Genomic DNA, 19,122 nt, shown 5'->3' on the forward strand with positions numbered 1-19,122 from the left:
GCCGGAAGATAAGCTGGTGCGCATGACTTTTGACCCGGCGTCGTACGTTTTCAGCCAGCCATCGGCCGCTACCGCCATCCGCGCCTCAACGGTGCTTCCCGCCCGGCGCGAAAACATCGAGATCAGCACCGAGGACGGCCACACCCTGGTAGGCGAACTCGCCCTGCCGGATTCGGGTCCGGTCACCGCCACGCTGATCACCTTGCATCCGCTGCCCACGCACGGCGGCTTCATGGATTCCCACGTGTACCGCAAGGCCTCGTACCGGCTGCCGGCGCTGGCCGGGGTGGCCGTGCTGCGCTTCAACACCCGGGGCACATCATCGCCGCGCGGAACCAGCGACGGAACGTTTGAAGAAGGCATCGGCGAGCGGTACGACGTCGAGGCCGCGGTGCGCTTCGCCGTCGAGCGGGAGCTGCCCAACCGCTGGCTCGTCGGCTGGTCCTTCGGAACCGAACTCGCCCTCATGTACGGCGCCGTGGAGCCGGTGGCCTCCCAGGTGGAGGGCGCCGTGCTGCTGTCCCCGCCCCTGCACCGAGCCACCGACGATCACCTCCGGCAGTGGGCGGCGTCCGGCAAGCCGCTGACCGTCCTGGTGCCGGAGCACGACGACTACCTCCGGCCCGCCGCCGCGGAAGCCCGCTTCAGCCTCGTGCCGCAGGCCAGGGTGGTGGGAGTGGACGGCGCCAAGCACCTGTGGGTGGGGGAGAAACAGGCCGCGCGGGTACTCAACGAAATCGTCGACGACGTCACGCGCCACGGTTCCGGCGCCGCAGGCCTGCCGCAGGAGTGGGAAGGTCCCGTGGCCACCGCCGTCTGAGGCTGGCGGTCGCCGGCGCTGGTGCCTGCTGAGCTAATGCTTGCCTGAGCTAATGCTTGCCTGAGCTAATGCTTGTCCTGGCGGACGATGTAGATCTCCTTGACCAGCAGCAGGATGGCGGCCGCCGTCGGGATGGCTATGAGCGCGCCCAGGACGCCGAGCAGGCTGCCTCCGGCGATCACTGAGATCACTGCGACAGCGCCAGGCACCGCGACGGCCTTCTGCATGATGCGCGGTGAGATGAAGTACGCCTCGAACTGAAGGTAGGCGAAGTAGCAGATGGCGTAGGCGAGGGCCGACTGCCAGCCCAGCGTGAGCGTGATCAGGATGACCACCAGGCCGGCGATCAGCCCGCCAACCAGCGGAATAAAGGCCAGCAGTGCCACGACGAACGTCAGCAGCACGGCAAACGGCACGCCGATGATGGACATGACGATGAAGGCGAACGTGGCATTCAGGAGGGCCACCACGGCCTGGCCGATGACGTAGTTGCCCACTGAGCGGGTGATCTCCTCCGACAGCGCCTCGACCCGGGAGCGCCGGGAGCGGGGTGCCAGCCGGTAGCCCCACTTTTTCATCGCCGGCAGTGCGGCAAGGAAGTAAAGGCTCAGCACCAGCACGATCAGCGTGCCGAACAGGCCGTTGGCCACTGTGGAGCCGAAACCGACGACGCCGCCGAAGATGCCGCTCATGGCCTCCGGGTTCTTGACGAACTTGTCCAGCTCCTCGGTGATGCGGTCGCGCACGCCGAACTGGTTGTCCACCGTCCGGAAGAAATCCGAGTTAATGAAGTCGCGCACCCACACCGGGGCCTGCTTCACGAGCTCGGTGACCTGCTCCACGATCGTGGGGATGAGCGTGGCAAAGAAGCCGACCACAGCGAGCATCAGCACGGACACCGACACGAGGATGCCGGCGGGCCGGGGAATCTTCCGGCCCTCCAGCCAGCGCACCACCGGGTCCAGGCCGAGGGCGATGAACAGGGCAGCCACGATCCAGAGCAGGAGCTGGGTGGTGTGGGATCCGATCCAGTAGACCAGCAGGGCCAGGCCCACACCCACGGTGCCCATGAATCCCAGGTACAGCGGGTGCTGGGCCGAGATGCGGGGACCGGGGGAACCGAAACGTGCGGTGTCCCCTGGTTCGCCGACATTTTCTGTCCCAAAGTTGTCGGGATGCTCCGGCGGGAACTCAAACCGGAGCCTGGGCTGGGCGCCGGGGATTGGCTGGCGCAGGCGCCGCAACACAGCACCCAAGGCGGCGGGGCGGCCTTTCTTCCTGGTGGGCTTCGGCGGCGTGGGCTGTGGCGCGGTGCCGTTGGCTGCCGCGTTGTGTGCAGCAGTGTCCCATGGTGCCGGCAGGCTCTGGGGGGAGTCGGCGTCGGGCAGATCGTCGGGGCCGCTCTTGGACGGATCCGTGTGTTCAGTCACTGCTTTTTGATGCCTTTACGGTGCGTGGCGCCGCGGCTGCGGGCCGGATGTGATGATCATCGCAAACACTATCAGCAGCCTTGTGAATACCCGGATGGGAGGCGATTGACCGGAGTGGGAGCGGGGGCACCGTTCCCCCCGATCCGGCCTATTGGTAACAAAACGGTTACTATTGGAGGTAAACCCCCGCTGATGATAGGTATTCCTTTGCGTTTCAAGACTGCAGTTGCACTTGTGCTGCTCGGCCTCCTGACACTGCTGGCCGGCATCGGGCAGAAGACCTTCTGGGCTCCCGCCGAGACAGTAACGGCAACGGCTTCCGCCGGCGAAGCCGCGCCCCTGACCGTTATCGACCAGAAACTCCGCACCCTCGAGGGCGGAACAGTCACCATCAAGGTCAAGGGTGAGGGTAGCTTCCTGCTCGCGGCCGGACGCCCGGATGACGTTGACGCCTGGGTGGGCAAGACCGCGCACAACACGGTCACCGGACTCTCCGACGACAAGAAGTCGCTGCAGGTTAAGCACACCGACGGTGAAGCCAGCGCGCCGACGCCCGCCGGCTCAGATCTCTGGGTCAGCACCGAGAACGCCAGCGGCGAGATGGACTACACGTGGTCCGCCCCGGCCGACGGCGACTGGTCCCTGCTGCTCGCAGCAGACGGAAAGAAGCCCGCGCCGTCGTCCATTTCCATGACGTTCCCCAATGACACCTCCATGCCGTGGGCCGTGCCGCTCATGGTTCTCGGCGGGCTCCTGATTCTTGCCGGCGGGGCACTGCTGGTCCTCAAGCCCAAGGGCGGGTCCCAGAACAACGGATCACCGGACAACGGGTCCGCAAGCGGCGGCTCCGCCGACAAGGGCAGCAACAAGCAGGGCAGCCCGTTTGCGCGGCGCGCCCGCGCCAAGGCGGCGGCCAAGGCCGGCGAACGGTCCTCCTCCGCACGGCTCAGCGTGGTGGTTGCGGCCACCACCGCTGCCGTACTGGCCGGCACCGCTGCCGCCGCCCAGGCCGGCACCTCAGCCGCGCCGGCTTCCACGACGAGTGGATCCGCGGCTAGCGCGTCTCCCGCGGCCGGCGGCACGCCGGTGGTCCTGGACGCCCAGTTCCGCCGCATCCTGGAACAGGTGGCCAGCGCCGCCGACGCCGGTGACGCCGCCAAGGACGCCAAGAAGCTCGCCGCCCGCGTTGCCGGGACGGAGCTTGAGGTCCGCACCCAGAATTACAAGATCAGGTCCCGGGTGGCCTCTTACGATGCGCGCATGCCTGTGCGTTCCACAAAGCTCCTGACCACGGTGGTCACGGACAAGCGCGAATGGCCGCGCTCCGTCCTGGCCGTCACGCAGGGCGATGGCAACGTTGTGCCGCAGTTGCTCACCCTCGTCCAGAATTCCCCGCGGGAGAACTACAAGCTCGTAGGCACGTCCCCGCTGCAGCCGGGCACGACCTTCCCGGCGATCGTCCGCGGCGGCACGGAGTCGCTTGCCGCAGGGGACAAGTCTGGACTGCTCTACAGCGGACAGGAAGCGCTCGCCGGGCTGGCGGACCGGCTGACCAAGTCCAACTCCACATTCAAGAGCAAGCTCGTTGAAGGCGAATCGTCCCCGTACATCGCGGACACGCTGTCCTACCAGGCTGACATCGTGAAGGCCGGCGTCGACGGCAAGTTCGCGTTCACGCACAAGGTTGTTCCGGAGAACACCGTCGTCTTCCGGACGGAGGACGGCGGGGCCCTAGTCCTTGGCCGCCTGACGTTCAACTTCGACGGAACCCCCAAGGCGGAAGGCGACAAGCTCTCCATCGGCAACGATGCAGCAGTCCTCGCCGGCGGCAAGGAGACCACCACCGGGATGGTGCTGAAGTTCGCCGAATCCGTGGCCGTCTATGTGCCGCCGGCCACCTCGAAGGATCCGATGAAGCTTGTGGCCGCCACGCGCGGACTGGTTGGCGCCAGCTTCAAGTAGGCGGGCTTTCCGTAAACATGCCGACACTGGAGCGGCCGCGGTGCTTACTGCGGCCGCTCTTGTGGCTAGAGTGGGGGCTATGAGTTCGCCAGCTTCCCGCCCTGTCCCTTCGGCCGCGAGCCAGCTTAACCTTCGCGGCGCCGTCGATCTCTCCTCACTCAAGCAGCGGCCGGCACCGCCGGTGCCGGCCAATGCCCCCGCGGGGGACGCTCCGCAGGCCCAGCAGGCCGACGGCGGACCGGCCCTTCGGGTCGACGTCACCGAGGCAAACTTCCAGAGCCTTGTGGAGGTGTCCGCCCAGGTGCCCGTGGTGTTTGCCCTCTGGGCCGCCTATTCGCCCGAATCCACCGGCGTGCTGGATGCGCTTGACCGGATCATCCCGAGCTACGGCGGCCGGCTGGTCCTCGCCGCTGCGGACATCGAAGCCTTCCCGCAACTGGCGCAGGCGTTCCAGGTGCAGGCCGTTCCCACCGCCGTCGCCGTGCTCAAAGGCCAGCCGGTTCCGCTCTTCCAGGGCGGCGCTGACGAGGAGCAGATCCGGCCCCTGCTGGACGAACTGCTCACGGTCGCCGCGGCCAACGGTGTGACGGGCAAGGTCGGCGGCGCGGGMACATCCGACGAATCCGCCCCTGCTCCTCTGCCGCCGCTTCACCAGCAGGCCTACGACGCCATTGAAGAGGGCGACTATGCCGCTGCGGCCGCTGCCTACCGGCAGGCGCTCACCGAGATGCCGGCGGACGCGGAGGCAAAGGCGGGCCTGGCGCAGGTGGAACTCATGGAACGCCTGCAGAGTCTTTCCGGGCCCGAAGGCGAGGCGCTGCGCCAGCTTGCCGCGGACGAGCCCGACAACCTCACGGCCCAGCTCGGCGTTGCTGACCTTGATCTTGCCGGCGGTCACGTCGAGGATGCCCTGAACCGCGTGGTGACGTTCATCGGCAGGAACTTCGGGCCGGAACGTGAGTCCGCCCGCGTGCGCCTGCTCGAGCTCTTCGAAGTTGTCGGGACCACTGACGAGCGCGTGGGCAAGGCCCGCCAGGCCCTGGCCCGGGTGCTGTTTTAGTGGCGGTGCCCGCGCTGTTCCAGCCCCTGACGCTGCGGTCCCTGGAACTGCAGCACCGCGGCTGGGTTTCACCGATGTGCCAGTACAGCTGCGAGCCCGGCGATGCGCCCGGCGTGCCGAACGACTGGCACCTCATGCACCTCGGATCTTTCGCCGCCGGGGGAGCGGCACTCATCCTGACCGAGGCTGCGGCAGTGAATGCCCAGGGGCGCATCAGTCCGCGCGACGCGGGGCTCTACAACGACGACCAGGCGGCGGGGTGGGAGAGGATCGTCCGCTTTGTGCACCGCCACGGCGTCGCTGACACCAAGATCGGTGCCCAGCTCGCGCACGCAGGACGGAAGGCGTCCACGTACTGGCCGTTTTCCGGCCGAAACGGATCGGTTCCGGCGTCCGACGGCGGCTGGCAGTCAGTGGGTCCGGGCGCCCAGGCCTTCGACGGCTACGCGCCGCCCGCGGCCATGACCGAGGACGACATCAAGCGCGTCATCGCGGATTTTGCCACCGCAGCGTCCCGCGCCGTCGATATCGGCTTTGACACCATCGAACTGCACGGCGCCCACGGATATCTCCTCCACGAGTTCCAAAGCCCGCTCATCAACGACCGCACAGACGCCTGGGGCGGCGATGCGGAGGGGCGGAACCGTTTAACTCTGGCCGTCATCGACGTCGTCCGCAACGTAATCCCGGACTCCATGCCACTGCTGCTGAGGATCTCCGCCACCGACTGGGCTGAAGGCGGCATCGGCGTCGAGGACTCGGTCAGTCTGGCCGCGCAGGCCGCCGCGCGCGGAGTGGACCTCGTCGACGTGTCCAGCGGCGGGGCGGTGGCGCGCCAGCAGATCCAGCCGGGGCCGGGGTACCAGACTGAGTTCGCGGCCACGATCCGGCGCGAGACCGGAGTCGCCACCGGCACGGTGGGGCTCCTGACGTCCCCCGGGCAGGCCGAGCACGTGGTGGCCACCGGCCAGGCCGACGGCGTCTTTATCGCACGGGCGGCACTGCGGGATCCGCACTGGTGGCTTCGGGCAGCCTTTGAACTCGGCCATGACCTGCGTTGGGCGCCGCAATACGAACGGGCCGTGCCGCGCCGCACGTTCTGAGGTTTCTACTCCTTCCGGAGGATCCCCCGGGCGACACGCCGCGGCTAGGGTGAGAGCATGAGCACTCCCTTAACGGCCCTTTCGATCAGGGGGCTTGCCAAGCGCTTCGGCAGCAAGATTGCGGTGGACGGCATTAGCCTCGACGTCCCCGCCGGTTCGTTCTTCGGCATCGTCGGACCCAACGGTGCCGGCAAGACCACCACCCTGTCCATGGCCACGGGCCTGCTCCGCCCGGACTTTGGAACGGCGGTGGTCCACGGCGTTGACGTCTGGGCGCAGCCACTGGAAGCCAAAAAGCTGATGGGCATCCTGCCCGACGGAGTGCGGCTCTTTGACCGGCTCAGCGGTGAGCAGCTGGTCACCTACGCCGGCCTGCTCCGGGGCATGGACAGGGCCGTGGTGGCTGCCCGGGTGGGGGAACTGCTCGCTGCGCTCGACCTCAGCCAGGATGCGGGCACCCTGGTGGTTGATTACTCCGCCGGCATGACTAAGAAGATCGCGCTGGCGTCCGCACTGATCCATGCGCCGAGGGTCCTGGTGCTGGATGAGCCCTTCGAATCGGTCGATCCCATTTCCGCCGCCAACATCAGGGACATCCTGGACAGGTATGTGGCCACCGGCGGCACCGTGATCGTATCCAGCCACGTGATGGACCTCGTGCAGCGGATGTGCGACCACGTCGCCGTGGTTGCCGGGGGCCGGATCCTGGCTGCCGGAACCGTCGACCACGTTCGCGCCGGGGCGAGCCTGGAGGAGCGGTTCGTGCAGCTCGTGGGCGGCAGGAGCCAGACGGAGGGGCTGGAATGGTTGCGCACCTTCTGAGGCTGAAGCTGACGCTGCTGCGGAACGGACTGAAGCGCAGCCCGTGGCAGCTGGTGGGGCTGGCGGTCGCTGCACTGTATGCACTGTTCATTGTGGGCATGTGCGTGGTGCTGCTGGTCCTGCTCCGGCAGGAGGATCCGGCCCTGGCCCAGACCGTAGTGGTGCTTGGCGGCGCGGTGGCTCTGCTGGGCTGGGGGATCGTGCCCGTCATTGCCTCGGCCGTGGACATGACCCTGGACCCTGCCCGGTTCACGACGTCGGCCGTGCCCATGCCCCAGCTTCTGGCCGGCCTCGCCCTCGGCGGCCTCATCGGGCTCCCCGGGCTGGCCACCCTGCTCGTCTCCCTGGCCACCGTGGTCACCTGGTCCCGCGGAGTCCTGCCCGCGGCGGGCGCGCTGGTTGGCGCTGTCCTGGGCGTGCTCACCTGTGTGGTGTTCGCCCGTGTGGTCACCACTGCAACGTCCAGCCTGGCGGCCTCCCGGCGGTTCAAGGACGTCAGCGGAATCGCTTTCATGGTTCCCCTGGTTCTCCTGGGCCCGATCACCGCCGGCATCTTCCAGGGCATGGCCGGTTCGGGAGCCTTCCTGACGGACCTGGCGGGCAAGATTTCCTGGACGCCGCTGGGGGCAGCCTGGTCGCTGGGCGGCGACCTCCAAACCGGACAGGCGGGCCCGGCGGCACTGAAACTGCTCATTGCCGCAGCCACGCTCGCAGGACTTTCCTGGTGCTGGAAGCTGCTGCTGGAACGCGCGCTGGTGACGCCGCCGTACAGCGGAAGCAGCCGCCGGAAGGGTGGTCGCCTGGGGCTCTTCTCCCTCCTGCCCGCGACGCCGGCGGGTGCAATCACGGCGCGCTCCCTGACGTACTGGTTCCGTGACCCCCGGTATTCCGGTTCGCTGGTGGTCATTCCGCTGCTGCCGGTTGTGCTGGCTTTCCAGGGCAGCCAGACCAACGACTACGGCGTCCTCATGATTACCGGGCCGCTCACGGCGTTCCTGCTGGCGTGGTCCATTTCGGGGGATGTGTCCTACGACAACACCGCCTTTGCCCTGCACGTCGCCGCCGGCGTGCGGGGTGTCCATGACCGGCTCGGGCGCGCCCTGGCCTGCCTCGCCTTCGCGCTGCCCGCGGTGCTGATCCTCGCCATCGTGCCGTTCTTCATAACGGGGGACTGGGCATGGTGTCCGGCCATCCTGGGGATCTCGGTGGGAGTGCTGCTGACCGGGCTGGGCCTGTCGTCCGTGGTGTCCGCCCGCTACACGATTGCCGTGCCTCTTCCCGGCGACAGTCCGTTCAAGAAGCCGCCGGGAAATGTGGGGCAGACCCTCGCCGTGCAGTTTGGCGGGATGGGCGTCCTCCTGGTGCTCGTCCTCCCGGAGGCCGGCCTGGTGCTCGCGCAGCTGCTGACCGGAGAACAGCTGTTCGGCTGGATCAACCTGGCACTTGGCCCGGTCCTCGGCGCGGCACTGTTCACGGTGGGAGTCCGGGTGGGCGGACGCTGGCTCGATGCCCGAGGCCCGGAGCTCCTGGCCCAGGTCTCGGTTAACCGCTGAAAGACGGTCAGCCGCTGCATGCCCTGAATTTTTCTGCCGGGCGGGACCGGCCGTGGTTGACTAACAGGACACCTGAGAGAAAGGCCGGATCATGGAGGTCGTCATACTTCCGGGCGGCAGGCAGATTGCCTCCCTCGTGGCGGATGCGGTGGAAAGCCTGCTGCGGAGCAAGCCCGACGCCGTGCTGGGACTGGCCACGGGCTCATCGCCGTTGCCGGTGTATGACGAACTCGCCCGGCGACACGAACGGGCCGGCCTGGACTTCAGCCGTGCGTGCGGATTCACCCTCGATGAGTACGTCGGGCTGGAACCCGGCCATCCGGAGTCCTACCGCGAGGTGATCCGGCGCGACTTCGCCAATCGGGTCAACATCAACCCGGACAATGTCCTCGGACCGGATGGAAGCGCCGCGGACATCCCGGCGGCCTGCCGCGGCTACGAGGACCGGATCAGGGAGCGTGGCGGCATCGACCTGCAGCTTCTGGGCCTCGGCACAGACGGGCACATCGGGTTCAACGAGCCGGGGTCATCGCTGGCATCCCGCACCAGGATTAAGTCGCTCATCGAACAGACCCGCCGCGACAATGCCCGCTTCTTCCGCAGCCTTGACGAGGTACCGCACCATGTGGTGACCCAGGGGCTGGGCACCATCCTCGAGTCGCGCCACGCCATCCTGCTGGCCACGGGGGCCCAGAAGGCGCAGGCCGTCCATGACCTCGTGGAGGGACCTGTCGCCGCAATCTGCCCCGCCTCGGTCCTGCAGCTGCACCCGCACGCCTCCATCGTGGTGGACGAGGCCGCGGCGTCGTCACTGAAGCTCGCCGACTACTACCGGCACACCTACGACCACAAACCGCAGTGGCAGGGGCTCTAACCGGAACCGGTGCCCGGGTCCTCCCGCGGCCACACGTGCGGAACGGCTAAGATGGATGCCATGAGTAGCATGACGGATCCTCTCGACAACGACCCCATGCGTGAGCTTTCCGGCGCCGGATCGTCCACCGCAACCATTGAGCGCGAGGAACTGCGCCAGGAGGTGGAGCCGGGCGACCGTGAGCGCTTCTCGCACTATGTGCGCAAGGAGAAGATCATGGAGTCCGCCTTGACGGGCGAACCGGTCATCGCGCTGTGCGGCAAGGTCTGGACGCCCGGACGGGATCCGCAGAAGTTCCCGGTCTGCCCCGAGTGCAAAGAGGTCTATGACGGCCTCCGCCCGGGCAACGACGGCGGCAAGGGGCCCGGCGGAGATTCAGGCAACAACAAGTAGTGACGGAGACACTCTTCGGCGGACCCACGCTGCCCCCGGCTTATCCGGAACGTGCAGCCTGGGGAACCGCCCAGAAGCTCCGTGCCTGGCAGCAGGAAGCCCTGGACCTTTACTTCAGCAAGGCTCCGCGCGACTTTATGGCCGTGGCCACGCCCGGTGCCGGCAAGACCACCTTTGCGCTCCGGGTGGCCTCCATGCTCATCGAGGCCGGGACGGTGAACCGCGTGACCATCGTCGCGCCCACTGACCACCTGAAGCGGCAGTGGGCGGACGCTGCGGCACGCGTCGGCATTGCCATCGATCCGAACTTCAAGAACTCGGACGGCCAGCACGGCCGCGGGTTCGTCGGAGTGGCCGTTACCTACGCCCAGGTGGCCAGCAAGCCATTGCTCCACCGGGCCAAGACCGAGGCCGCCCGCACCCTGGTGATTCTTGATGAAATCCACCACGGCGGCGAGGCGCTGTCCTGGGGCGACGGCCTCCGCGAGGCGTTCGACCCCGCTGCCCGTCGGCTCTCCCTGACCGGTACGCCTTTCCGGTCGGACACCTCACCCATTCCGTTCGTGGAGTACACCGAGGACCGCGAGGGCATCCGGCGCTCGAAGTCCGACTACACCTACGGCTACGGCAACGCGCTGCGCGACCACGTGGTGCGGCCCGTCATCTTCATGGCTTATTCGGGGCAAATGCGCTGGCGCACGAGTGCAGGCGACGAGATGGCCGCCTCCCTCGGCGAGGCGGCGGTCACCAAGGACGTCACGTCCCAGGCGTGGCGGACCGCACTGAACCCGGCCGGGGAATGGATCCCCGCCGTCCTGGCGGGAGCGGACAAGCGGCTTAGCGAGGTCCGGCGGTCCGTTCCCGACGCCGGCGGCCTGGTGATCGCCACCGACCACGAGGACGCCCGGGCGTACGCCGGCCAGCTCAAGAAGATCACGGGCGAGTCGCCCACGGTGATTCTGTCCGATGATGCGAAGGCCTCGGACAAGATCGAGGAGTTCAGCGCAGGCGACAAGCGCTGGATGGTTGCCGTGCGCATGGTGTCCGAAGGTGTTGACGTGCCCCGCCTGTCGGTCGGCGTCTACGCCACGTCAACGTCCACGCCGCTGTTCTTCGCCCAGGCCGTGGGGCGCTTTGTGCGCTCCCGGAAACGGGGCGAGACGGCCTCGGTCTTCCTGCCGTCCGTTCCCCAGCTGATGGCGCTGGCCAACAGCATGGAAGCCGAACGCGACCATGCCCTGGACCGGCCGAAGAGCGATGACCCGGACGGGCTGATGGACCTCGAAGAGTCGCTGATGGACGAGGCCAACCGTGAGGAGAAGGCCTCGGACAGCCTGACCAAGGGCAAGTTCGAGGCACTGGACTCGCAGGCGTCCTTCGACCGCGTGCTGTTCGACGGCGGCGAGTTCGGCACCGGAGGCGACATCGGCTCCGAGGACGAACTCGACTTCCTCGGCATCCCAGGACTGCTGGACGCCGAGCAGGTGGGCATGCTGCTGCGCCAGCGCCAGCACGAGCAGCAGGGCCGGAAGAAACGCCAGGCTCCCGCGGCTGCGCCCGCCGCACCGGCAATACCCGACCACCGGATGCTGATGGACCTGCGGAACGAGTTGGCGAAGAACGTGGCGGCCTGGTCTGCGCGGACGGGCACCCCGCACGGTGTGGTGCACACCAAGCTGCGGACCGTCTGCGGCGGTCCTCCGGTGGCGCAGGCCAATGAGGAGCAGCTGCAGTCCAGGCTGAAGAAGCTTCAGGACTGGTTCATCGGCCGGACATAGCGGGGCCGGACCTACCGGGGCAGGAACCTACTCGAGGTCCACGCCGCCCAGCTCCATTTCGGCGTAGGCGTCGTCGAGGTCCTCGGCGATGCCCGCCGTCAGCCGCTTGATCACGGTGACGGCATAGCCTGCCTGGACGGCATCAAGGGATGTGGCCATGACGCAGTGGTCGGTGGCGAGGCCCACCACCACGACGTCCTCCACGTCGTGGCTCTGGAGCCAGTCGTCGAGGCCGATCGCGTCTTCCTCCGGCGCGTAGCCGGGGTCGGCCGCGCCGGGCAGGGTGCCGGGCTGCCGCTCGCCGGTGGGGACGGCGTCCTCAGGGGCCAGCAGGCCCTCGAACCCGGAGTAGGCCGCGGTGTACAGGCCTTTGTGGAAGTACGCCTGAATGTGTTCGGTGTCGAGCTCCGGATGAAGCTCGGCACCCTGGGTGCCCGCGACGCAGTGCGGCGGCCAGGTGTCCTTGAAGTCCGGGGCTTCCGAGAAGTGGGCGCCGGGATCGACGTGCCAGTCCTGCGTGGCCACGATGTGGTCGAACTGGCCGTGGTGGTTCTCTACGTACTCGCTGATGGCCCCGGCCACGGCGGCCCCGCCGTCCACCGGAAGCGCGCCGCCCTCACAGAAATCGTTCTGGACGTCGACGATGATGAGTGCACGTGCCATCGGTTCTCCTCAGTTGTCCTCGTAGAGCGTCGGGATTGCCGGCTCGCCGCGGTGCAGGCGGTGGACAATCGTTGGCAGTTCGGCCAGCGAATCAGCGTGGCGCTGCCGGGCACGCAGGACGCCTTCGTGGCCGGTCCAGCCCGGCAGGAGTTCGCCATTCTTGATGAACTGCTGCAGCAGCGTGCGGTCATTGCCGTCGTCGGCCGGGCGGTGGCCCACGCCGATGATCTCCTGGGTGGCCGTGCCGCGGTTGTTCAGCCGGCGGAGGGCGTACTTCCGGCCGCCCTTGCTCGTCTTGTTCTTCGCAGCCTTCGCCACCGCAACAAACTCCCCGGCGGCGTTGGTCCGGCTCACCAGCTTGTAGACCATGCTGGCGGTTGGCGCGCCGGAGCCGGTCACGAGGGACGTGCCCACGCCGTACGAATCAACGGGGGCGGACTGCAGCGCCGCGATCGCGTACTCGTCCAGGTCTGAGGTCACCGTGATGCGGGTGCGCTCGTTGCCCAGACTGTCCAGCAACTGCCGGACCCACTGGGCCTGCTCCACCAGGTCGCCCGAGTCCAGCCGCACGGCGCCCAACTTGTCCCCGGCGATGTCCACGGCCGTACGGACGGCCGTCTCGACGTCGTACGTGTCCACCAGCAGCGAGGTGCCGGCCCCCAGGGAGGCGACCTGCGCCTCAAAGGCGTCCCGCTCGGTGTCATGGAGGAGTGTGAAGGAGTGGGCGGCGGTGCCCACCGTCTTGAGGCCATAACGCAGGCCGGCCTCCAGGTTGGAGGTGCTGTCGAAGCCGGCGATGACGGCGGCGCGGGCGGCAGCCGTGGCGGATTCCTCCTGGGTCCGGCGGGACCCCATCTCGATGCAGGGCCGCTGGCCGGCGGCCATCACCATACGCGATGCGGCCGACGCGATGGCGCTGTCGTGATTAAGGACGGACAGGACGTACGTCTCCAGGATGCACGCCTCCGCAAACGTCGATTCGACGATCAGGATGGGGGAGTTGGGGAAGTATGCGTCGCCCTCGGCGTAACCCCAGATGTCGCCGCTGAACCGGAAATCGGCCAGATAGTCCAGGGTCTCCTTGTTGACCACGCCGGTGCGGTCCAGGAATTCGAGCTCCGCGTCGCCGAACCGGAACGCCATGATGCCTTCCAGCAGTCTGCCCGTTCCGCCCACAACCCCGTAGCGGCGGCCATCCGGGAGCCGGCGAGCGAATGCCTCGAACACGGCCTTGCGGTGTGCGGCACCGGAATGGAGGGCCCCCTGCAGCATGGTCAGCTCGTAATGGTCGGTGAACAGGGACGTGCGGGGCTGCTCCCAGCCGGCGGAGGTACTCACAAAAATCACTCTAGTCCCCACCGGCTCCCACGTCTCGCTTCGCTTCGCCGCGGGGCCCCCGCCGGCGTGGGCCCAGCATCGCCATAGAATGGACAGATGACCTTAAGCGTTGCGCTCGGCCCTGACACCCAGGAGAGCATCCAGACCGGAACGGCGGTGTCCACCGACGCCCTGACCGCCCCGGACATCCCTTGGAACCTTGTCATCTGGAACGACCCCGTCAATCTGATGAGCTACGTCAGCTACGTGTTCCAGAGCTATTTCGGCTATTCGGAAACCAAGGCCAACAAGCTGATGCTCGAGGTGCACAGGAAGGGCCGGTCCATCGTTGCCCACGGCAGCAAGGAACAGGTGGAGCAGCACGCGGTCGCGATGCACGGGTTCGGGCTCTGGGCCACCGTGGAGAAGGCCACCGGCGGAGACAGCGGGGGCGGCAAACGCGGCGGACCGGGCAAGGGCAAGGGAAAACGTGGCTAAGGCTTTCAAGTACGGACTCAAGGGCATCACCGGTTTCCTGGAACCGGCCGAGAGGGAGCTGCTGCGCAGCCTGTTCGCCGACGTCATCTCCATGCTGGAGCCGGCCGACCGCGGCTCCGAGGATCCGCTTGCCGCGCTGATCGGGCTCGACATGGAGGCCCGCGAACCGTCCGACCGCGCCCTCCGCCGGCTGCTGCCCAACGCCGTGAAGGACGACGCCGCGGCCTCCCTTGAGTTCCGCCAGCTCACCGAACGCTCACTCCGGGAAAGCAAGATCGGCGCGCTGCGCGCGGCCGCGCTAGGCCTGGACAAGGACGACCTGATCCTGACCCCTGCCGATGCCCGGCACTGGTCCACGGCGCTCAACGACGTGCGGCTGGTCCTCGCCGAGCGACTGGACCTCCGGGACGAGGCGGACGCCGACCACGTCCACCAGATGCAGGACTGGTCGCAGGCCGAGGACGTTGAAAGCTACCTCGCCCTCGTCTATAACTTCACCACGTGGCTGCAGGAGTCGCTCGTGCAGGCGATGCTGCAGTCACTGGAGGCGCGTCACTGAGCTGTTCCGCCGTGAGCTGTTCCGCCGTGAGCTGTTCCGCGGCGCCAAATGTGACAAATTCGACATGAGTCGCCCGCCACAAGTGATGGCCGCACCTCCCGGGAAGACCTATCCTCAAATAATCATGACTTCAGCATCGAGCATGGATCCGGCAGCAGGGGCTGCAGCGGAGTCCGCAACGGCCGACGGCGTAAATGTGGGATCGCTGCCGATCGGCGTCTTTGACTCCGGGGTCGGCGGCCTCACCGTGGCACGGTCGATCATCGACCAGCTGCCGAACGAATCCATCCTCTATGTCGGCGATACCGCCCACGGCCCGTACGGGCCGCTGCCCATCGCGGAGGTGCGCGCCAACGCCCTCGGCGTCATGGACGAGCTGGTGGACTCGGGCGTCAAGCTGCTCACCATAGCCTGCAACTCGGCGTCGGCCGCGGTGCTCCGGGACGCCCGTGAGCGCTACACGGCCCGCTACGGAATCCCCGTCATCGAGGTGATCCAGCCTGCGGTGCGCCGTGCCGTGGCTGCCACCCGCAGCGGACGGGTGGGTGTGATCGGCACCTCCGCCACGGTGGGCTCGCGGGCCTACGAGGACACGTTCGCCGCGGCGCCTGACCTGGTGATCACCTCCGTGGCCTGCCCGGCGTTCGTGCCGTACGTGGAGGCCGGCATCACCACGGGGCCGGAACTGCTCGACGTCGCCCGCGAGTACCTGGAGCCGTTGAAAGCAGCGGGCGTGGACACCGTGGTGCTGGGCTGCACGCACTATCCGCTCCTGACCGGCGTGATCTCCTATGTCATGGGCGAGGACGTCACCCTGGTCTCCAGCGCCGAAGAAACCGCTAAGGACGTCTACCGGGCGCTGGCCACCAACGGCCTCGAACGGACGGACCCGGCGGCGCCGCAGCACAGCTTCATCGCCACCGGGGATCCCGGCCAGTTCGAAGCGCTGGCCCGCAGGTTCCTGGGGCCGGAGGTGCTCAGTGTCAAGCATGTTGACCACGTCGCGGCGCAATACCCGACGGGCAGCCTGGCGCGGATCACCCCGGAAATGATCGAGGCCGCGCGGAACGCGGCCGCACGCCCGCGCATCTCCAACTTCGTGGGGCAGGCCGCGGGCAGCGGAGCAGCCCCCGGGGGGTCCGTCCTGTGAAGCTCACCATCGTCGGCTGCACCGGCTCGTTTCCGGGCCCCGGATCACCCGCCTCCTGCTACCTGCTGACCGCAACCGACGGTGAACGCGTGTGGAAGGTGGTCATGGACCTCGGCAGCGGGGCCCTGGGTGCCATCCAGCGGTACACCGACCTCGAGGACATCGACGCGATCTTCCTCACCCATCTGCACCCCGACCACTGCATGGACCTCTGCGGCCTGCACGTGGCGGTGCGCTGGAAGCCCGGCGGCTGGGACCGGGGAAGGATCCCCGTCTGGGGTCCCGCCGCCACAGCCGACAGGATGGCAACCGCCTACGGCCTGGACCTGGATCCCGGGATGCACGAGGAGTTCGACTTCACCAACTGGACCGAGCGGCAGTCCGTCACCGTGGGCCCCTTCACGGTCACGCCGTTCGCCGTGAACCACCCGGTGGAGGAGGCCTACGCGCTGCGCGTGGAGGTGACCGAGCCGCGTGCCGCGGGCGGCGCCGTGACCCGGGTGCTGACCTATTCGGGCGACACGGACTCCTGCCGCGGGCTGGAGGAGGCGGCGAAGGATGCGGACCTCTTCCTGTGCGAGGCGGCCTTCGAGGAAGGCCGCGACGACGGCATCAAGGACGTCCACCTGACCGGCAAGCGGGCCGGGGAAGCAGCCACTGCCGCCGGCGCCCGGCGCCTTCTGCTCACCCATATTCCGGTGTGGACCTCACAGACCAAAGTCATGGCCGAGGCGCGTCCCGCTTTTGCCGGTGACGTGGCTGTGGCCGTGGCGGGCGTGCACTACACGGTCTGACCTGGCTCCGCATGACGTGCAGCCTCGATAAGCTAAAGGCATGACTTCCGAAGCAACCACTGCCCCCGTCATCCGTGCCGACGGCCGCACCCCCGACCAGCTCCGGCCCATCAGCATCACCCGCGGCTGGTCCAAGCAGGCCGAGGGATCGGCCCTCATCGAGTTCGGCAACACCCGGGTCCTGTGCACCGCTTCCCTTACCGAAGGCGTTCCGCGCTGGCTCAAGGGCGAGGGCCGGGGCTGGGTGACCGCCGAGTACGCCATGCTCCCGCGCGCCACGAACACCCGCTCCGACCGGGAGTCCGTGAAGGGCAAGATCGGCGGCCGCACCCACGAGATTTCCCGCCTGATCGGCCGCTCGCTGCGGTCGATCATCGACACCAAGGCGCTGGGCGAGAACACCATCGTGCTGGACTGCGATGTCCTGCAGGCCGACGGCGGCACCCGGACGGCGGCCATCACCGGCGCCTACGTGGCGCTCGCCGAGGCCATCCGCTTCGCCCGTGAGAACAAGATGATCGCGCGCAACGCCCAGCCCCTGGTGGACACCATCGCCGCCGTGTCGGTGGGGATCATCGACGGCATCCCGATGCTGGACCTGCCGTACATCGAGGATGTGCGCGCCGAAACCGACATGAACGTGGTGGTGACCGGCTCCGGGAAGTTCGTGGAGGTCCAGGGCACGGCCGAGGGCGCACCCTTTGACCGGGACGAGCTCAACAAGCTGCTGGACCTGGCCCTGCTGGGGACCGAACAGCTGGCCGCCATCCAGCGCGAGACCCTTGCCGAAGCGCCGTGAGTGGGAACAGCGCGCCCCGGCTGGTGCTGGCCACGCGCAACGCCGGCAAGCTGCGTGAGCTGCGTGAGCTGCTGCGCGGGCAGGTCCCGGGGCTCGACGTCGACACACAGGTGGTCGACGCGGCCGCCGTCGGAGCGCCCGACGTCGCCGAAACCGGGGTGACCTTTGCCGAAAACTCGCTGCTGAAGGCGCGCGCCGTGGCCGAGGCCACGGGACTGGTCGCCATCGCCGACGATTCCGGGCTGGCCGTGGATGTCCTTGGCGGCGCGCCGGGGATCTTTTCGGCGCGGTGGGCGGGGCGCCACGGTGACGACGACGCCAACCTCCGACTGCTGCTGGCCCAGCTGTCAGACGTGCCGGACGGCCACCGGGGCGCCGCCTTCGTGTGCGCCGCGGCCCTCGCCGTGCCGGCGTCGGCATCCGCGGACGGGGCCCGCGAAGTGGTGGAGTATGGGCAGTTGGCCGGCACGCTGCTGCGCGAGCCGCGGGGCGATGGCGGCTTCGGCTACGACCCCGTGCTGGAACCCACGGGCCTGGACCGCAGCTGCGCCGAGCTCAGCCCGGAGGAGAAGAACGCCATCAGCCACCGCGGACTGGCGTTCCGTGCGCTGCTTCCCTCGATCGTCGAGGCCCTCCGCCAAGTTCCGGCAGGCAGCTAATATCCACAGACAGGAAAGGCACCTCCCTTGTGAGGTGCCTTTCTGCGTGTGGTGGTCCGGCTGGCAGCGGAAACCCGGCCGGGCCGCCGGCGTTAATCCAGATTCGTCTTGCGCTCCGCCTCGGGTTCGTGCTCCTCGATGAACTCATCCACCGGATCCGACCCGAAATCCGCAGCCGCGCGCTTGGCGGTCATGCTGCGGACCACTTCAATGCCGACCGGAATCACCGAGAGCAGGACAATGACAATGAAGATGATGTCCAGGTTTTCGCGCACCCACGGAACCTTGTCGCCCAGCACGAAGCCGAGAAGCGTCACGCCGCCGCCCCACAGGACAGCGCCGATGACGTTGAAGAGGAAGAACTTGCGCCTGTCCATCTGGGCAACGCCCACGATGACGGGGACAAAGGTGCGGATGATGGGCACAAAGCGTGCAAGGATCAGGGCCTTGCCGCCGTGCTTTTCGAAGAACTTATGGGCACTATCGACGTTCTCGCGCTTGAAAAGCCGTGAGTCCGGTTTGTTGAAGATGGCGGGACCGGCCTTGGAGCCGATGAGGTAGCCCGCCTGGTTGCCGATGATTGCGGCCACGACGATCAGCGCGGTGAAGAGCCAGATGTTGAATTTGATCGTGTCGGTGGCCACGAGCAGGCCCGCCGTAAACAGCATGGAATCACCGGGCAGGAAGAACCCGATCAGCAGTCCGGTTTCTGCGAAGATGATCCCGCACACCAGCAGAACAACCCAGGGGGCGAGGGCCGGATCGGCCAGGAAGACCTGGGGGTTGAGCCAATCGGGCAGGAAGGATGCCAGATGCGGCTGGACGGGGCCGGCGCCACCCAGCGCGGGCACGGCAAAGTCGCTCAATGCATTAAAGTTCACGATTCAA

19 protein-coding genes are annotated in these 19,122 nt (G+C 67.8%); 15 read left to right on the top strand and 4 right to left on the bottom strand.

Annotated elements, in window-relative coordinates; translation table 11 throughout:
- Window positions 1-22: 22 nt before the first annotated feature.
- Window positions 23-820, top strand: a complete 798-nt coding sequence (locus AC1DFE_RS02000) for an alpha/beta hydrolase (protein ID WP_476904239.1) — start codon at window positions 23-25, stop codon at window positions 818-820.
- Between the two features lie 65 nt (window positions 821-885).
- On the opposite strand, the gene AC1DFE_RS02005 is transcribed toward AC1DFE_RS02000, so the two are convergent.
- Complete coding sequence (locus AC1DFE_RS02005) at window positions 886-2,250, bottom strand: AI-2E family transporter (RefSeq protein ID WP_476904240.1); 1,365 nt, start codon at window positions 2,248-2,250, stop codon at window positions 886-888.
- 192 nt (window positions 2,251-2,442) lie between these two features.
- On the opposite strand from AC1DFE_RS02005, the gene AC1DFE_RS02010 reads away from it, so the two are divergent.
- From AC1DFE_RS02010 to AC1DFE_RS02045, 8 genes are all read left to right on the top strand, one after another.
- Entirely contained in the window at window positions 2,443-4,212 is a 1,770-nt protein-coding gene (locus AC1DFE_RS02010; protein WP_476904241.1) for a hypothetical protein, read from the top strand.
- 79 nt (window positions 4,213-4,291) lie between these two features.
- The gene (locus AC1DFE_RS02015; RefSeq protein ID WP_476904242.1) at window positions 4,292-5,272 is read left to right on the top strand and encodes a co-chaperone YbbN; all 981 of its coding nucleotides are present in this window, start codon (window positions 4,292-4,294) and stop codon (window positions 5,270-5,272) included.
- A 5-nt stretch (window positions 5,273-5,277) separates the two neighbouring features.
- Window positions 5,278-6,375, top strand: coding sequence for an NADH:flavin oxidoreductase/NADH oxidase (locus AC1DFE_RS02020; RefSeq protein ID WP_476904378.1), 1,098 nt, complete (start codon window positions 5,278-5,280; stop codon window positions 6,373-6,375).
- Between the two features lie 57 nt (window positions 6,376-6,432).
- Window positions 6,433-7,197, top strand: a complete 765-nt coding sequence (locus AC1DFE_RS02025) for an ABC transporter ATP-binding protein (protein ID WP_476904243.1) — start codon at window positions 6,433-6,435, stop codon at window positions 7,195-7,197.
- Window positions 7,179-8,750, top strand: coding sequence for a transporter (locus AC1DFE_RS02030; protein ID WP_476904244.1), 1,572 nt, complete (start codon window positions 7,179-7,181; stop codon window positions 8,748-8,750). Before AC1DFE_RS02025 ends, AC1DFE_RS02030 begins: the two co-directional genes overlap by 19 nt.
- 91 nt (window positions 8,751-8,841) lie before the next feature.
- Window positions 8,842-9,624, top strand: coding sequence for a glucosamine-6-phosphate deaminase (nagB, locus tag AC1DFE_RS02035; RefSeq protein ID WP_476904245.1), 783 nt, complete (start codon window positions 8,842-8,844; stop codon window positions 9,622-9,624).
- 51 nt (window positions 9,625-9,675) lie between these two features.
- A complete protein-coding gene (locus AC1DFE_RS02040; protein ID WP_476904246.1) occupies window positions 9,676-10,017 on the top strand; it encodes a DUF3039 domain-containing protein in 342 nt (113 codons plus the stop codon).
- Complete coding sequence (locus AC1DFE_RS02045; RefSeq protein ID WP_476904247.1) at window positions 10,017-11,795, top strand: DEAD/DEAH box helicase; 1,779 nt, start codon at window positions 10,017-10,019, stop codon at window positions 11,793-11,795. Before AC1DFE_RS02040 ends, AC1DFE_RS02045 begins: the two co-directional genes overlap by 1 nt.
- Before the next feature lie 27 nt (window positions 11,796-11,822).
- On the opposite strand, the gene AC1DFE_RS02050 is transcribed toward AC1DFE_RS02045, so the two are convergent.
- Together AC1DFE_RS02050 and AC1DFE_RS02055 are read right to left on the bottom strand one after the other, a co-directional pair.
- The gene (locus AC1DFE_RS02050) at window positions 11,823-12,458 is read right to left on the bottom strand and encodes an isochorismatase family protein (protein WP_476904248.1); all 636 of its coding nucleotides are present in this window, start codon (window positions 12,456-12,458) and stop codon (window positions 11,823-11,825) included.
- A gap of 9 nt (window positions 12,459-12,467) precedes the next feature.
- Window positions 12,468-13,796 (bottom strand): nicotinate phosphoribosyltransferase, encoded by a 1,329-nt coding sequence (locus tag AC1DFE_RS02055; RefSeq protein ID WP_476904249.1) that lies wholly within the window; start codon window positions 13,794-13,796, stop codon window positions 12,468-12,470.
- Window positions 13,797-13,892: 96 nt separating this feature from the next.
- On the opposite strand from AC1DFE_RS02055, the gene clpS reads away from it, so the two are divergent.
- From clpS to rdgB, 6 genes are all read left to right on the top strand, one after another.
- Window positions 13,893-14,273, top strand: a complete 381-nt coding sequence (clpS, locus tag AC1DFE_RS02060) for an ATP-dependent Clp protease adapter ClpS (RefSeq protein ID WP_476904250.1) — start codon at window positions 13,893-13,895, stop codon at window positions 14,271-14,273.
- Complete coding sequence (locus AC1DFE_RS02065) at window positions 14,266-14,832, top strand: DUF2017 domain-containing protein (RefSeq protein WP_476904251.1); 567 nt, start codon at window positions 14,266-14,268, stop codon at window positions 14,830-14,832. Before clpS ends, AC1DFE_RS02065 begins: the two co-directional genes overlap by 8 nt.
- Window positions 14,833-14,956: 124 nt before the next feature.
- Window positions 14,957-15,982 carry a glutamate racemase gene (gene murI / locus AC1DFE_RS02070; protein WP_476904252.1) on the top strand — a complete coding sequence of 342 codons (1,026 nt, stop codon included), beginning with the start codon at window positions 14,957-14,959 and terminating at the stop codon, window positions 15,980-15,982.
- On the top strand, window positions 15,979-16,776 hold the full coding sequence (locus AC1DFE_RS02075; protein ID WP_476904253.1) for an MBL fold metallo-hydrolase: 798 nt from the start codon (window positions 15,979-15,981) through the stop codon (window positions 16,774-16,776). The genes murI and AC1DFE_RS02075 overlap by 4 nt, the downstream gene beginning before the upstream one ends.
- Before the next feature lie 40 nt (window positions 16,777-16,816).
- A complete protein-coding gene (gene rph / locus AC1DFE_RS02080) occupies window positions 16,817-17,575 on the top strand; it encodes a ribonuclease PH (RefSeq protein WP_078026682.1) in 759 nt (252 codons plus the stop codon).
- A complete protein-coding gene (gene rdgB / locus AC1DFE_RS02085) occupies window positions 17,572-18,234 on the top strand; it encodes an RdgB/HAM1 family non-canonical purine NTP pyrophosphatase (RefSeq protein WP_476904254.1) in 663 nt (220 codons plus the stop codon). Before rph ends, rdgB begins: the two co-directional genes overlap by 4 nt.
- A 92-nt stretch (window positions 18,235-18,326) precedes the next feature.
- On the opposite strand, the gene AC1DFE_RS02090 is transcribed toward rdgB, so the two are convergent.
- Window positions 18,327-19,100, bottom strand: a complete 774-nt coding sequence (locus AC1DFE_RS02090) for a VTT domain-containing protein (RefSeq protein ID WP_476904379.1) — start codon at window positions 19,098-19,100, stop codon at window positions 18,327-18,329.
- Between the last annotated feature and the right edge of the window lie 22 nt (window positions 19,101-19,122).

This window comes from Arthrobacter sp. 05T423 (genome assembly GCF_056396245.1).